Origin of the sequence: Vibrio sp. EJY3, from assembly GCF_000241385.1 — a bacterium.
Taxonomy (GTDB): domain Bacteria; phylum Pseudomonadota; class Gammaproteobacteria; order Enterobacterales; family Vibrionaceae; genus Vibrio; species Vibrio natriegens.
In genome coordinates this window covers 49,115-61,089 of the sequence record NC_016614.1, presented here as the reverse complement: position 1 = coordinate 61,089, position 11,975 = coordinate 49,115, and the positions used below count along the sequence as shown (strand labels likewise).

Genomic DNA, 11,975 nt, shown 5'->3' with positions numbered 1-11,975 from the left:
GATTTGGTACAAAGGGAGAACAACGATGGTGACCTGCAATCAATACGATTTTATTGAAATAGCCTGTATGTTTCAGTTACCTGTTGAAATTACTCTGAAGAATGGTGAAAGCCATCAGGGGAAAGCGTTTGATACCGGCTTTGATATGCAGCGACAAGAATGTTTGTTTCTTGATGTTGACGGCGAACATGTGGCCTTTCCGACCGAACAACTGCTCATGATGCGAGCGCTAAAAGCCAACCCACATTTTAGTGAAGTAACGTTTGATTAGTGCATTATGGTTTAAAGATGAGAGCAAAAAAGAGGGGCAGTGCCCGAATACCGCCCCTAAAGTCATGCCAAACCTGTCATACGCTGGGCCTCTAGCCTTGCGCGTTATAAAAATTGCTAGCGGTCAAAAGACCTGAAAACTACTGGTTATTGTTTAAAACTTGTAACCACCGCTGATCATAAATACCCAAGGGTTAATCTCTACGTCAGTCTTTTGCTTCACGCCACCTGCTTTGTAGGTTGCTTCTGTTTCAATGTTAGCGTACCAAGCAGATGCGTTTAGGAACCATTGATCGTTGATCATGTAGTCCACACCAACGTTTGCCGCTAAACCAAATGAATCGTCCAGTTTCAGATCCGACAGGCCATTCACTTTGCCTTTGTTATTAAAGCCTTCATCAAAGAAGATGGTGTAGTTCAGACCCGCACCAACGTATGGACGGAACTTACTTTGTGGCTCCCCAAAGTAGTACTGAACCATAAACGTTGGTGGCAGGTGTTTGGTATCAGCGATATCGCCAAGATTGCCTAAATCTGTAGAAATATCGTGACTAAACGGTGTCGCTGCCAACACTTCAAAGCTGATGTTGTCCGTAAACATGTAGCCAAATGTCAAACCAAGCTGAGTGTTAGAATCCACTTTCAGCTCTTCTGACGAGCCAAGAATCTTATCACTGCTATCATTAGGAACCACAGACGCCGCACCCACGCGAAGAACGAAGTCACCTTGTTTATGAGCGAAAACACTTGGTGACACGAGCGCAGCAACCACTGCCAAACTGCAGATTGTTTTTTTCATTTTTATTTCCTTTTATAGGGCTTCGTTTTTGTACCCGTCACTGGTTCATGAAACTCTGCAATATCCAATGGAAAGTCAGAGTATTAACGAACCCGGGTATTTATATTTGTTAACTGCGCGCAATCTAGCACATAAAAACCTTACTATTTTGACGGAAATCAATTTGTAAAAAATATAGCGAGTCTGTGTTAGAAAACGCCAAATTGATCAACAAATTATGCAAATGATACACAACCTTGTAATGCAAAATGTGCGTGTGAGAAGCTCTTGCCCCTTTAGAGGTACTAGCTTAAGCAGGCTGAACGACGATAAATCACTTATCATCAGATGAGTGAGACACTTTTCAAGCTCAGGAAACGCGATGAACCTGTTTAAAGATTTACCTCATGATGTTAATGAAGAAATATTTGAAGATCTGCTGTGTTACGACAAGTTGCGTATTGAACGTATTGTTTCTTACGGGCAGACTTCTCCCGAAACTGGTTGGTACGATCAAGAAGAAAATGAGTGGGTGCTGGTATTAAAAGGAGCGGGAGAACTCACCTTTGAGAATGATATAGTCAAACGTCTAGAAGCAGGCGATTACATTGATATCCCGGCACACACTAAACACAAAGTCAGTTGGACCGCCCCCGATACGGAAACAATTTGGTTGGCGGTATTTTACCAATAATTCAAAATCAAGTTACCTTGATAAAAGCGAAAACAAGTAGGCATTCATAGTGAGCGATGTGAAAAAGCCGTCATTGGCACTGTTTGATTTTGATGGCACCATCACCAATCAGGATATGTACAGCCTGTTCTTGCACTATTCCGCGTCAGGCAAGCGAAAGAGCGTCGGCAAGTTCGTAATTACGCCATTCTACTTGTTGTACAAAATTGGAATATTACCTGCGCACATTATGCGTCCGATTGCGAGCTTTATTGCCTTTGCGGGAAAAGAGACTCAGCACGTTAACGCCATCGGTACTCAATTCGCTAACGAGATTATCCCCCAATACCTCAGACCAGAAGCCTCAGATAAACTGGGTTGGCATCAACAAAATGGCGATACCATTGTCGTGGTATCAGCTTCCCTAAATGCGTATTTACGGCCGTGGTGTGAAGCAAACGGATACCATCTACTATGCAGTGAACTGCTGACCAACACGCCCACAATCAGCGGACGATATCTGCAAGGCGATTGCAGTTTGGAAAGAAAAGTAAGACGGGTACACGAATCATTTAACTTGAATGATTTTGCCTCCGTCTATGCCTACGGTGATACCCATGAAGATATCCCGATGCTCAAACTTGCCGATCACGCCATGCTGAACTGGAAAAAGTGGGAAACCACGTAGGCACCTCCAATAGCAGCAGTGGTAAGGCTATCATCGCTCATCTTTAGGCGTGTCCATCACCACCATGGTTGTAATCCCCTGAACGTGCTCACACTCCCCAAGAACCCCAGCGTGAAACGCTTTGTAGGCGGCTAAGTCCCGCGTTTCTACTCGCAACAAATATTCGTTCGCGCCAGTGATGTTATGACACTCAACGACTTCTTTCACAAAACGTACGTGATCCTCAAACGCGTGCTGCGCCTGTTTAGAGTGAGAAGCTAACCCTATCGAAACATAGGCGACAAAACCGACACCCAGTTGCTGACTGTCGAGTACCGCACGATAGCCTTTGATTACGCCTTGACGCTCCAATTCTTGCACACGGCGCAACGTCGCAGAAGGTGACAAACCAACTCTCTCAGACAGCTCAACATTGGAGATTCTTCCGTCCAACTTAAGCTCTTGCAATATTCTTTCGTCAAATTTATCCATAATGATTTTTTATTGCTTAATTAATCCATTCAAGGTCAATAAAAGCACAATATTGATGACGTTTCTACTTATAGTTGTTTGAAAGATGACGTCCACTCAGGACAGTTTTGATGTAAGGAAAAAACTATGGAATACCATCAATTAGGCGCTCTGGCATTGTTTGCTTTTGTATCGACTTTTACTCCGGGACCGAACAATATCATGCTGATGACATCAGGCGCGAATGTCGGGTTTAAACGCACCATTCCACACATGTTAGGTATTACTTTTGGCTTTGGTGCAATGCTAATTCTGGTTGGTATTGGCTTAATGGGGTTATTTCACGCGTATCCGGTTACCCATACAATATTAAAAGCACTCAGCTTAAGTTACTTGCTGTATCTGACTTATAAAATCGCCACCAGTGGTAAAGCAGAAACAAAAAATGATTTTAAGCCAATGTCGTTTATCGGTGCGGCGGCATTTCAGTGGGTGAATCCAAAAGGCTGGTCAATGGCGCTCACGGCTGTCACGGTGTACAGCTCGGGTGCCGCATGGTTAGAGCTGACATTTATTGCAGGCATCTTCTGCTTGGCTAACCTACCATCAGTCACTTTTTGGACCGCTGCCGGGATACAGCTACAACGCTGGTTAACCACATCTAAACGTGTCAAAGGGTTTAATTACGGCATGGCGGCATTACTGCTTTTATCGACGATTCCAATGATATAACTGAATTCCAATCAAAACCTCTTCGGAGGTTTTTGTATGTTTGAGGGATAATCATCGAAGACGCAAACTTCCCCGCTTAGGTTTCAGTTTCAATTCACAGTGTAAATTTCTTTAAAGACACTACTCTCTCAAGAGAGATATTGATATTCTTAAATGAGAAAGAGAATAATTATCGAGAAAAGTAAAGATGAAAAAGAAACCTGAACCTAAAGAACTTGTCGTTACGCACACAGAAACGATTACCCCAAACATGCAGCGCCTTACTTTGCAAGGAGATGCCCTCAGCCAATTCCCGGCAGACTGTGAGGGTAGCTACATTAAGCTGCTTTTTAATCAAGATGGTGGTACCACTTTAGAAGCGATGTCTGAAGATAATCGCCCGTTGATGCGTACTTATACCATTCGCCGTTATCATCCAGAGAAATGCAGCATTGAAGTCGATTTTGTTCGTCATATCACACAAGATCTGCAATGTGGATTTGCCGCTCGCTGGGCGATGTCAGCACAGAAAGGAGACACCATCAACATCGTTGGTCCGGGTAGTATTTCTAACCTCAATACCGACGCAGATTGGTTTTTCATGGCAGCCGATATGACTGCCCTCCCTGCTCTGTCCGCCAAAATCCGAACGTTGTCTGAAGAGGCAAAAGGCTATGCGGTAATTAGCGTCATCTCCGCCGCAGACATTCAACCACTGCACGCGCCGGCGGGTATGGAACTGATTTGGCTGACTGAAGGACAAAATCTGGCAGACGCCGTTCGCGAATTGGAATGGTTGGAAGGGAATGCCGCCGTTTGGTGTGCGTGTGAATTTGATTCTATGCGCGCATTACGCCAGTACTTCCGCAATGAAAAAGAAGTCGAGCGTGAAAATATCTACATCAGCAGCTACTGGAAACAAGGCGTGGCAGAAGATGGGCATAAAGTGATTAAGCGTGAAGATGCCGAATCCAATCAATAGCAATTCACGATAAAAAATACGCCCGGTGGAGCCGGGCGTCGGCAAAATGCCTAATAGCTTTTTTGACTATCAACGATAGTTTTCAGGCTTAGCGGGGTATAAATCATTCAATAATTGTTGCAACTTCACGAATCAACGACGCCAGTTCGTCCCATTGCTCGTTGTCAATCAAATCGCCAGGCACCATCCAGGTTCCACCACACGCCAATACAGAAGAAATGGCCAAGTAATCTTTTACGTTACTAGGACTTACCCCACCTGTTGGCATGAATTTAACTGGGTATACCGCTGAAAGTGCTTTAAGCATTGCTGTGCCACCCGATGGCTCCGCAGGGAAAAACTTAAGGGTACGAAGGCCCATTTCCATCGCTTGTTCAACCAGACTTGGATTATTTACACCAGGTACGATAGCGATATTACGCTGCTGACAGTATTTAACGGTGGTTGGGTTAAAGCCCGGGCTAACAATAAAATCGACACCAGCTTCAATCGCTTCATCCACCTGAGCACTGGTTAGGACAGTGCCCGCGCCAATTAACATCTCTGGGTACGCGTCGCGCATATTCTTGATCGCGCGTGCCGCATCTTCAGTACGAAACGTGACTTCAGCACAAGGTAGGCCGTTTTCAACCAATACCTGAGCCAATTTTACAGCCTTGCTTGCATCTTTAATTGCAATAACAGGGACTACTTTAATTTCAGAAAGTTGTTGATTTAGGTCTTTCATTTCATCGTTCCTTAAATAGTCGGCATCGATTCTCTTGGAATGATTGCACCGCGATGTTGGATAACAGAACCAGCCACTTTGTGCCCAGCCAGCGCAGACTCAGCAACGTCTCCGCCTAGAATGCGTTTTGCAAGGTAACCTGCACTGAAAGAGTCGCCAGCTGCCGTCGTATCGACCACAGCATCTACTTTCAATGCCGCAACGGAGTGCTGTTGGTCTTGTGTCACAACAAAACAGTCGTCCGCGCCGCGCTTAACAATGATCTCTTTCACTCCAAAGCCTTTGCTACGATTAATGGCTTCAGATTCCTCTTTGTCACCCCATAGCATGACCTCATCATCAAAAGTCAAAAATGCCATGTCAGTAACACTGAGAATTTGCGAGTAGAAACGACGAGCCAACTCTATACTTGGCCAAAGTTTTGGCCGGAAATTGTTATCAAACGCTATCGTAACGCCCTCGTTACGGCAGGCAGCCAACAGGTCGATCAGCGTTTGACGATGCTCTTCAGCGATAATAGCTAAACTGATACCGCTCAGATAAATCATTTGATGTTGGCAAAGATCTTTAACCAAAGATTCAAAGTTTTGCTCGCGTAGCCAATATTTTGCTGCAGCGTCTTCACGCCAGTAAAAGAAACTTCGTTCACCATCGTCCGCGGTTTCAATCGCATAAATGCCCGGCAATTTATCTTCAGAGAAGTAGACCATGTCGGTGTTGATGCCTTCGTCCTGCCAAGCTGTCAGCATTTCGCGGCTAAACGGATCGAGTCCCAGCCCAGTCACATAGGATGTTTCGACGCCATGTTGTTGGGTTAAACGAGACAGGTAAACAGCAGTATTGAGGGTATCACCACCAAAACCTTGCTGTAGCACGCCATGATGTTTCCTAAGCTCCACCATACATTCACCGATGATAGCGACGCGACTGATTGGGTTCATGGGAGCCTCCTTAGTGGTACAAAAAATAAGCCAGCACAATGGCTGGCTTGTACTTAATTCCCGATAAATTAAGTAATTAGTCCAGTAGAGACTTCACGTATTCTGCGATCTCAGGCACTTGGCAATGTGCGAAGAAGCACTCTTGGAATTGCGCACTACCAACAGCCGTTTTCACTAGCTCTTGATCGATGGCACGTAAGCCTTCAACCACATCTTTAGAGACTGCGGCTTTTACGTCGTTCAAGATCGCAGCGTTAGCTTGCTGAGGCGCTGCTCGCTCGATAGGGTAACCTTCACCACGATTTCCAGTGAACGCTTTTTCGAAGATGTAACGCACGTTCAGTTCACCAGCCCAACCAAAACCTTTAGCGAAGGCTAGAGAGATAGCGTTGCCGTTGTTGATTTGGTTGAACAGGAATGCATCAGATGGCTCCAGGCAGTAGCCACATACTACGCCTGGATGTAGGTTGCTTGACATCAGCGCGCCTTGGCCAGTTCCACAACCCGTTACCACGAAATCTACTGCTTTTGAGTTCAGTAGAATATTCGCCATGATACCTAAGTGGACGTACGTTAGATGATGATCATTTTCATCAGTCATACCAACGTTAAATACTTCGTGGCCAAGACCACCCGCTACAGTGTTTAATTCACCAGCCACCATTGCGTTTTTCGCGGCTTGGCTGTTTTCCATCATTAGTGCAATTTTCATCTGTTACTCCTGCGGTACAAACCGCATTCAAAAAGTTTCTTAAACAAAATTCTTAGAATCTATGACCTTTCAAGCTGATTTTGATCAGTTTGTAGCGTCTTCACACAAGGCGGAAGCTTTGGCTCCAGTCGCTGGCGATATAAACGGTAAATTGTCATTGAATTCATAACGATCACGGTCATTTCCAGCAGTGTCCCCCCAATAGAACCCACCAGAATATTGTTGGTCAGCCAACAACAAGCACCAATCAAAAAGCCCACACGCATCTGAATTCCCGACAAGCAGAATACAGAGTAGGTCCCGATAATCGTTCCCAAAATAGGCCAAATGTCACGCCACTGCTCAGCAGCCCAATAACCACTAACTAAACTGATAACAATAAATGCAGCAGCGATTCGCTTCGACGAAACAAATATTGCTGTGGTCGTTCTGATTGTCGACAGGAACGCCCCAAGCGCTGAGGTCATTGAACCAAGCAATAAAAAATGGAGAAGATGATTGAGATTAAATATCAGCATCAAGATTTTTAGGCGTTTATCATTTTTTTGGTAAAAGACGGAGAATCCCAAACCAAAACTGATAAACCCTACTACTTGCGCTAATGTTGCGGTATCCACAATCAACTTCTCACAAATCGATTAGCGAGCTAACCATCCACCGTCAACCGCGATCGTGTAACCATTGATATAGTCAGCCGCTTTTGATGCCAAAAATACACAAGGGCCAGCTAAATCTTCAGGCAAGCCCCAGCGTTCAGCAGGGATACGTTCAAGGATGGCAGCGTTACGCTCTTCGTCAGCACGTAAAGCAGCGGTGTTGTTTGTTGCCATGTAACCTGGTGCAATCGCGTTCACGTTAATGTCGTGACTTGCCCATTCGTTCGCCATTAGGCGCGTAACACCCATCACGCCGCTCTTAGAGGCAGTGTATGAAGGAACGCGGATACCGCCTTGGAAAGACAGCATAGATGCGACGTTGATAATCTTGCCACCTTCACCTTGAGCGATGAACTGCTTTGCAACGGCTTGAGACATAAAGAACACCGATTTGATGTTAATGTTCATTACGTCATCCCAATCTTGCTCAGAAAACTCGATCGCATCTTCGCGACGGATGATACCTGCATTGTTTACAAGAATATCAATGCGGCCCAGCTCTGTGACTGCGCGATCAACGATTGAAGGGATGTCATCCAGCGTCATTAGGTTAGCGCGAACATCAACAAATTTACGGCCTTCGGCTTCAATTTTCTCAATAGTTTCTGTCGGTTCAATGATGTTTACGCCCACGATATCACAACCGGCTTTTGCTAAACCAAGCGCCATACCTTGGCCAAGACCAGTGTCACAACCCGTAACAATGGCTACTTTGCCTTCAAGGTTAAATGAATCAAGAATCATGTCTTTTTCCTCAATAATTAGATAATTCGTGATTTGGCGACTGGCCATGTCACTTTCTACACACATATACTGAATAAAAAAGAAATTAGTTTCAATTATTTTTGAAAAGACGTTTCAAAAAATAGATTACGATCCAATTTTTCTGCACCGAACCCCAATTTAATTCCAAATTATTGAAAAGGTATTTTATAAATACTAGTGCTACAGATTTTATAAGATATAATGAAGCAAACAAAAAATTCACAAGGACATCAATGAAAACCTCAAATCAACCTGAAGCAGTTTCATCAGTACTGAAAGTGTTTCACATTCTTCAAGCACTAGGGGAGCAAAAATCCATCGGTGTATCCGATCTTTCCCAACGACTAATGATGTCGAAAGCAACAACATATCGTTTTCTACAAACAATGAAGTCACTAGGCTACGTATCGCAAGAAGGTGAAGACGATAAGTACTCACTAACACTCAAGCTGTTTGAGTTGGGATCAAAATCGCTCGAGTATGTTGATCTGATTGAACTGGCCGACAAAGAAATGCGTCATATTTCAGAACAAACCAATGAAGCCTTGCACCTGGGTGCTCTGGATGACAATGCCATCATTTACATCCACAAAATCGATTCTGGCTACAACCTACGCATGCAATCGCGCATCGGTCGCCGTAACCCTCTTTACAGTACTGCTATTGGTAAAGTTCTTCTTTCTGAGCGCGATGAAAGTTTCGTCCGTGAGGTGTTAAGCGGTGTAGAATTTATTAAACACACTGAAAAAACGCTAGAAAACACGGAACAAGTGCTAGAAGAATTGGCAAAAGTGCGCGCTCAACACTTTGCAGAAGATAACGAAGAGCAAGAGCCTGGCCTTCGCTGTATCGCAGCGCCGGTTTATAACCGCTTTGGTCAAATCATTGCTGCTCTGTCTATCTCATTCCCTGTTATTCGCTTTGAAGAAGAACGAATGGAAGAGTATGTTGGCTTATTGCATCAAGCAGGCAAAAATATTTCCGAGCACTTGGGATATCATAACTACCCCGCATAGTCTGGAAAGCAGCTAGACGGCTGCTTTATTGCCTACTTTATAAATATTGAGAGGGCGATTAAATTTCGCAATTTACCTTATTTAACGCTTCGGCAGCTGATGCGCTGATCACGCCAACTCTTTCGCTAAAAAGTCGATGAGTAATCTGACTTTAGGCGATAGTTTATGACTTGGTGGATACAGCGCCCAAATACCTTCACGATCATCCCGGTAATCACTGAGCACTTCGACCAGCTCACCGCAATCTAACGCCTCTTGAACGTAATAATCCGGTAACTGCACTAAACCAAGCCCACGCTTTGCCGCATCCACTAAAGCGAAACCACTGTTGCATTTGATCCGTCCAGAGACGCGCAACGACTTCTCTCGGTTCTGCTCTTTGAAATGCCAGTAATCGACAGAACCCACCAAACACTGATGACGCCCTAACTCTGATAGTGTATGGGGTTCGCCAAATCGTTCCAGATAATTAGGGCTCGCACAGACATACATTTGGCGTGAAGAAAGGCGCTTAGCAATCATACTTGAATCTTGTAATCGCCCCAGACGTATGGCCACATCCACCCCTTTCTCTATCAAGTCGAGTCGCTGGTTAGTCAGAATCAAGTCGAGATTCACCTGAGGATGCCTCTCTAAGAACTGGTGCAATAATGGCGCAAGGTTCATTTCTCCATAGGTAACCGGAGCCGTCACCCGCAGTATGCCTTTTGGCTCTGCCTGCATTTGAGTCACGGCAAGCTCGGCTAACTCTAGTCCTTCTAACAGGTGCTTACACTGCTGATAATAAAGCTGACCTGCCTCAGAAAGAGAAACTTTACGCGTGGTGCGATGAAGCAATTTCACCGCTAAACGTTGCTCTAGCGCGGAAACTCGACGACTGATCTGTGCAACCGATGTTTTAAGTTTATTTGCAGCGCCAGTGAAACTGTTTGTCTCTGCAACGGCTACAAACTCAGTAACACCTTCCCAATTCGCCATTTCTTTGTTCCCGTCAAATCATTTAACGACAACATTGTCACACAAACTCTGACCGGGAGAAACTTCCCTTTATCTATACCCCTCAATACAAAAAGTTAATTAAATGTAAACGATTTAACATTGAACAAACATGAGCTGTGTTTTTATAGCGTCTGAATCCACAAGTAGGACAGAAGAATGACCAAGCACAATACCCCATTAGCTGGTTTTACTCATATGGAACATGGCACAGCACAAGACTGGAAGATCATCGCGGAACAATTTGTTGATTATGCGGGAGAATTACCAGACAGAATCATCAAACACCTTTTATTGCTTGATGGTGATTTTGGTGGCTTTCAGGTTGATCGGCTCACACACAGCCTCCAATGTGCAACACTCGCCTATCGAGATGGTAAGGATGACGAGTACGTAGTGTGTGCGCTACTGCATGATATTGGCGATACGTTGGGTTCGTACAACCACCCAGACATCGCCGCTACAATCCTCGAGCCTTTCGTCAGTGAAGAGAATCACTGGATGATCAAACATCATGGTATTTTTCAGGGATATTACTTCTTCCATCACTTGAATATGGACAGAGAGATGCACAAAGCGTACATCGATCATCCTTGTTACCAACGCACTCAGGAGTTTGTGCGTAAATATGACGCCCCAGCCTTTGATCCTGAATTAGACACCCTACCGCTAGAATTCTTTGAGCCGATGATCCGCAAGGTATTTGAGCGTCCCGTTCGTTCGATTTACAAACAAGCTCAAGACAAAATAGCAGCAGAATAGGGAGAGGCGATCATGAACTCATCAATGAGAAATCAAGTTAGCGAACAAGAATGGCAGTTACGTGTGGAATTAGCCGCATGCTACAGGCTGGGCGCAGAATTCGGCTGGGACGACTTAATCTTTACCCATATAAGTGTACGAATTCCAGGCCCTGAGCATCATTTTCTGATCAATCCTTACGGGATGATGTTTGATGAAATTACCGCCTCCGACCTTATCAAGATCGATCAAAACGGTAATAAGCTGCAAGACACACCTCACTCCGTCAATCACGCTGGATTTATCATCCACAGCTGTATTCATGAGGCGCGTCATGATGTCGGCTGTATTATTCATACCCATACGCGAGCTGGTGTCGCAGTCAGCGCGCAGAAAAACGGCATCTTGCCAATCAGTCAACAGTCAACTTATGTGCTGTCGTCATTGGCTTATCACGACTATGAAGGCGTCGCAGTAAGAGAAGATGAACAACCACGTTTGCAGCAAGATCTGGGAGAGGCAAATTTCCTTGTGCTGCGCAATCATGGGCTATTAACGGTAGGCAAAACCGTCGCGGATGCATTTTTGTCTATGTATGCCTTGGAAACCACCTGCCAAATCCAATTAGCCGCACAATCGGGAGGCAGTGAGCTCATTCACATTGAACCTAAGATTGTCAGCTCGATAACTGAAGCGGTGAAAACACAAGGCGTGGATGGTTCCATCGTATGGCCAGCGTTATTGCGCAAACTGGACCGAATCGACCCACGCTACAAAGACTGATTAATAAAGAAAAAGGCGCTGAATCATAAACACGATAAGCGCTTTTTTTGTTTGCCCCAAAGCACACCTGTCGTCATCAAAAATCC

At 44.8% G+C, this 11,975-nt stretch carries 16 protein-coding genes; 8 read left to right on the top strand and 8 right to left on the bottom strand.

Going from position 1 to position 11,975, the window contains the following annotated elements; translation table 11 throughout:
* Nucleotides 1-25: 25 nt before the first annotated feature.
* A complete protein-coding gene (locus VEJY3_RS16205) occupies nucleotides 26-271 on the top strand; it encodes a Rho-binding antiterminator (protein ID WP_014233485.1) in 246 nt (81 codons plus the stop codon).
* Between the two features lie 153 nt (nucleotides 272-424).
* Here VEJY3_RS16205 and ompW read toward each other — a convergent pair whose 3' ends face one another.
* Nucleotides 425-1,069 carry an outer membrane protein OmpW gene (gene ompW, locus VEJY3_RS16200; protein WP_014233484.1) on the bottom strand — a complete coding sequence of 215 codons (645 nt, stop codon included), beginning with the start codon at nucleotides 1,067-1,069 and terminating at the stop codon, nucleotides 425-427.
* 361 nt (nucleotides 1,070-1,430) lie between these two features.
* On the opposite strand from ompW, the gene VEJY3_RS16195 reads away from it, so the two are divergent.
* Complete coding sequence (locus VEJY3_RS16195) at nucleotides 1,431-1,742, top strand: cupin domain-containing protein (protein ID WP_014233483.1); 312 nt, start codon at nucleotides 1,431-1,433, stop codon at nucleotides 1,740-1,742.
* Nucleotides 1,743-1,791: 49 nt separating this feature from the next.
* Entirely contained in the window at nucleotides 1,792-2,409 is a 618-nt protein-coding gene (locus tag VEJY3_RS16190; protein ID WP_014233482.1) for an HAD family hydrolase, read from the top strand.
* A 30-nt stretch (nucleotides 2,410-2,439) separates the two neighbouring features.
* On the opposite strand, the gene VEJY3_RS16185 is transcribed toward VEJY3_RS16190, so the two are convergent.
* On the bottom strand, nucleotides 2,440-2,880 hold the full coding sequence (locus VEJY3_RS16185; protein WP_014233481.1) for an Lrp/AsnC family transcriptional regulator: 441 nt from the start codon (nucleotides 2,878-2,880) through the stop codon (nucleotides 2,440-2,442).
* A gap of 126 nt (nucleotides 2,881-3,006) precedes the next feature.
* Here VEJY3_RS16185 and VEJY3_RS16180 point away from each other — a divergent pair, with 126 nt between their 5' ends.
* Both VEJY3_RS16180 and VEJY3_RS16175 read left to right on the top strand, forming a co-directional pair.
* Nucleotides 3,007-3,591 (top strand): LysE family translocator, encoded by a 585-nt coding sequence (locus VEJY3_RS16180; RefSeq protein ID WP_014233480.1) that lies wholly within the window; start codon nucleotides 3,007-3,009, stop codon nucleotides 3,589-3,591.
* Nucleotides 3,592-3,778: 187 nt separating this feature from the next.
* A complete protein-coding gene (locus VEJY3_RS16175; protein WP_014233479.1) occupies nucleotides 3,779-4,552 on the top strand; it encodes a siderophore-interacting protein in 774 nt (257 codons plus the stop codon).
* Between the two features lie 103 nt (nucleotides 4,553-4,655).
* Here the strand turns inward: VEJY3_RS16175 and VEJY3_RS16170 are convergent, their stop codons facing one another.
* From VEJY3_RS16170 to kduD, 5 genes are all read right to left on the bottom strand, one after another.
* Nucleotides 4,656-5,279, bottom strand: a complete 624-nt coding sequence (locus VEJY3_RS16170; RefSeq protein ID WP_014233478.1) for a bifunctional 4-hydroxy-2-oxoglutarate aldolase/2-dehydro-3-deoxy-phosphogluconate aldolase — start codon at nucleotides 5,277-5,279, stop codon at nucleotides 4,656-4,658.
* 11 nt (nucleotides 5,280-5,290) lie between these two features.
* Nucleotides 5,291-6,220: a sugar kinase gene (locus VEJY3_RS16165; RefSeq protein ID WP_014233477.1), complete on the bottom strand. Its 930-nt coding sequence runs from the start codon at nucleotides 6,218-6,220 to the stop codon at nucleotides 5,291-5,293.
* Between the two features lie 76 nt (nucleotides 6,221-6,296).
* Nucleotides 6,297-6,932: an RpiB/LacA/LacB family sugar-phosphate isomerase gene (locus VEJY3_RS16160; RefSeq protein WP_014233476.1), complete on the bottom strand. Its 636-nt coding sequence runs from the start codon at nucleotides 6,930-6,932 to the stop codon at nucleotides 6,297-6,299.
* Between the two features lie 59 nt (nucleotides 6,933-6,991).
* Nucleotides 6,992-7,552, bottom strand: coding sequence for a YgjV family protein (locus VEJY3_RS16155; RefSeq protein WP_049794699.1), 561 nt, complete (start codon nucleotides 7,550-7,552; stop codon nucleotides 6,992-6,994).
* Between the two features lie 18 nt (nucleotides 7,553-7,570).
* Nucleotides 7,571-8,332, bottom strand: coding sequence for a 2-dehydro-3-deoxy-D-gluconate 5-dehydrogenase KduD (kduD, locus tag VEJY3_RS16150; protein ID WP_014233474.1), 762 nt, complete (start codon nucleotides 8,330-8,332; stop codon nucleotides 7,571-7,573).
* Nucleotides 8,333-8,586: 254 nt separating this feature from the next.
* Here kduD and kdgR point away from each other — a divergent pair, with 254 nt between their 5' ends.
* Nucleotides 8,587-9,369, top strand: a complete 783-nt coding sequence (gene kdgR, locus VEJY3_RS16145; protein WP_014233473.1) for a DNA-binding transcriptional regulator KdgR — start codon at nucleotides 8,587-8,589, stop codon at nucleotides 9,367-9,369.
* Nucleotides 9,370-9,477: 108 nt separating this feature from the next.
* Here kdgR and VEJY3_RS16140 read toward each other — a convergent pair whose 3' ends face one another.
* Nucleotides 9,478-10,347, bottom strand: a complete 870-nt coding sequence (locus VEJY3_RS16140; RefSeq protein WP_014233472.1) for a LysR family transcriptional regulator — start codon at nucleotides 10,345-10,347, stop codon at nucleotides 9,478-9,480.
* A gap of 177 nt (nucleotides 10,348-10,524) precedes the next feature.
* Here VEJY3_RS16140 and VEJY3_RS16135 point away from each other — a divergent pair, with 177 nt between their 5' ends.
* Both VEJY3_RS16135 and VEJY3_RS16130 read left to right on the top strand, forming a co-directional pair.
* Nucleotides 10,525-11,127: an HD domain-containing protein gene (locus VEJY3_RS16135; RefSeq protein ID WP_014233471.1), complete on the top strand. Its 603-nt coding sequence runs from the start codon at nucleotides 10,525-10,527 to the stop codon at nucleotides 11,125-11,127.
* Between the two features lie 12 nt (nucleotides 11,128-11,139).
* On the top strand, nucleotides 11,140-11,889 hold the full coding sequence (locus VEJY3_RS16130; protein WP_014233470.1) for a class II aldolase/adducin family protein: 750 nt from the start codon (nucleotides 11,140-11,142) through the stop codon (nucleotides 11,887-11,889).
* Nucleotides 11,890-11,975 lie beyond the last annotated feature (86 nt).